We start from the raw sequence: 2503 nt of genomic DNA, 5'->3' as shown, positions 1-2503 counted from the left end.
GGCGCCTCGTTCTGAGATGGCGCGACTGCCATTTTGACTTGAGCGGGTAGAGGGGTCGATCTGACCATGGAGTTCCCTTCAACGAGAGGAACTCGCCATGGCTACCCTGTCGACCGATGCACCAATCTCTCCGCTTCGCCAGCGCATGCAGCACGACATGCTCATGCGTGGCCTGGGCTCCCATACCCAGCAAGACTACGTTCGTCACGTCCGGCGCTTCGCTGTGTTCCTTGGCCGCTCGCCCGACACTGCGAGGGCTGAGGACATCCGTCGATTCCAGCTGCATCAGCATGAGAGCGGCGTCGGCCCTGCGACGATCAATGGCGCGGTCTCGGCACTGCGGTTCCTGTTCCTGGTGACGCTGAAGCGGCGGGATCTGGCACGTGTGCTGGTGATCATGCGCCATCCACGCAAGCTGCCGGACGTGCTGAGCGTGGAGGAAGCGGCGCGGCTGCTCGAAGCAGCACCTGGCATCAAGTACAAGGCCGCGCTCGGTGTCGCCTATGGCGCGGGTCTGCGCGTATCGGAGGTCGCGCACCTCAAGGTCGATGATATCGACAGCACACGCATGCTGATCCGCGTCGAACAGGGCAAAGGACGCAAGGTTCGCAACGCCATGCTCTCGCCGCAACTCTTGGAACTGCTGCGGGTGTGGTGGCGCGAAGGCAGGCGTCGCGGGGTGATGCTTCCGCATGGCTGGCTGTTCCCGGGGCGCAGTTGCACCGATCCGATCTCGTCGCGGCAACTCCATCGCGCGGTTCAGGAAGCCGCCGAAGTCGCCGGCATCCGCAAGCGCGTCAGCCCGCATACTCTGCGGCACAGCTTCGCCACCCACCTGCTCGAGCAGGATGTCGACATTCGCGTCATCCAGGTGCTGCTCGGGCACTGCAAGCTCGAAACGACAGCGCTCTACACCAAGGTCTCGACCCGGACGATCCACGCGGTCGCAGGGCCGCTGGACCGGCTGATGGCGCTGATGGAAGGCAAGACGCCGTCCGGCTGAACCGGTGCGCGCCGACCTGGAGGTCGCCGATATCTTCCGTGCTGCCGGCCCCGGATACCGGATCTCCCACGCCGGGCATCTGAGCTTGCAGCAGCTCAAGGTCATGTCGGCGATCGAACAGTGTCGCACCGCTGCATTGGGTGGTCATGTCGAAGCCTGTGCGGACTGCGGCCAATGGCGGATCGCCTATAACAGCTGCCGTAACCGGCACTGTCCCAGGTGCCAGGGCGCGGCCGCGCGTACATGGCTCGCCGAGCGCGAAGCCGACCTGCTGCCGGTCGGCTACTTCCATGTCGTATTCACGCTGCCGGCCGAAGTCGCCGAGATCGCGTTCCACAACAAGGCGCTGGTCTATGACCTGCTGTTCAAGGCGGCATCGGAGACGATGCTGACCATCGCCGCCGATCCGAAGCACCTCGGCGCGCGCATCGGCATCACTGCCGTGCTCCACACATGGGGCTCGGCAATGACCCACCATCCGCATGTCCACATGATTGTGCCGGGCGGCGGCATCGCGCCGGACGGGAGCCGCTGGATATCGTCGCGCGCGGCCTTCCTGCTCCCGGTCAGAGTACTGGGCAAGTTGTTCCGCCGCCTGTTCCTCACCCGGCTGATCGCGCTGCACGACGCCGATCGGCTCGCCTTCTTCGGCACCCTTGCTCGTCTCATCGAGCGGCAGGCCTTCCTGCGGCACCTGTCGCCGGTCCGGAACAAGCGCTGGGTGGTCTATGCCAAGGCGCCCTTCGCCGGGCCGGAAGCGGTGCTCGCCTACCTGTCGCGCTACACGCACCGGGTCGCGATCTCGAACCGCCGCCTGATCGCCTTCGACGAGGCTGGAGTCACCTTCCGCTACAAGGACTATCGCCGCGATGGTGTCGAGCGCCAGCGCGCCATGACGCTTGCCGCCGACGAGTTCATCCGCCGCTTCCTGCTCCATGTCCTGCCGCGTGGGTTCCACCGCATCCGTCACTATGGGCTGCTCGCCACCTCCGCCCGCAAGGCCAGCCTCGCACTCGCGCGCGAACTGCTGAACGTCGATCTGCCGCCCCAAGACGACACTTCGGAAGAACCGGCTGACGTCCGCCGGCCTTGCCCTTGCTGCGGCGGGCGCATGGTCGTCATCGAGAGGTTCGAACGGTGGTGCCAGCCTCGTGCACCGCCTGCCTCAAGGGCGCCGAACCGGGAGAACGCCCCATGACCCGGCATGGACCGTTTGTCCACACGGCCGCGCCACGCTGGCGCCGGTCAACGGGATGTTATGTGCACGTTGCCGTGACGCCGGTCGTCACGCACACCAATCCCGTCGGAATCAACGCTACAGGCTCTGCGACCTGGCCCGGAAGCCGCTTCCACGACATGCCCACCGCGTCCTATGCGGAAGTTCGCGACAGGCGCTGGCACACCCCGAAACACAAATCCCCATAGCTCACCGCCTGCGGCCCGCGGGTTCCTGCATCAGAGACTTTCGTACGCCTGACGGCACCCGAAACCCTTCAGCAA

Annotated in this window: 2 protein-coding genes; both read left to right on the top strand. The window is 65.7% G+C overall.

Annotated elements, in window-relative coordinates; translation table 11 throughout:
- Nucleotides 1-97: 97 nt before the first annotated feature.
- Entirely contained in the window at nt 98-1003 is a 906-nt protein-coding gene (locus tag NKI08_RS34280; protein ID WP_352775898.1) for a tyrosine-type recombinase/integrase, read from the top strand.
- Nucleotides 1004-1007: 4 nt separating this feature from the next.
- Nucleotides 1008-2201, top strand: coding sequence for an IS91 family transposase (locus tag NKI08_RS34275; protein WP_502899704.1), 1194 nt, complete (start codon nt 1008-1010; stop codon nt 2199-2201).
- Nucleotides 2202-2503: the final 302 nt, after the last annotated feature.

Source organism: Mesorhizobium sp. M0768 (assembly GCF_040320195.1).
Taxonomy (GTDB): domain Bacteria; phylum Pseudomonadota; class Alphaproteobacteria; order Rhizobiales; family Rhizobiaceae; genus Mesorhizobium.
This window is presented reverse-complemented; position numbering and strand designations above follow the sequence as displayed.

Bases quoted from the DNA above. Each gene is read 5' to 3' on its own strand.
- NKI08_RS34280 (WP_352775898.1), top strand. From the start codon at position 98: ATGGCTACCCTGTCGACCGATGCACCAATCTCTCCGCTTCGCCAGCGC.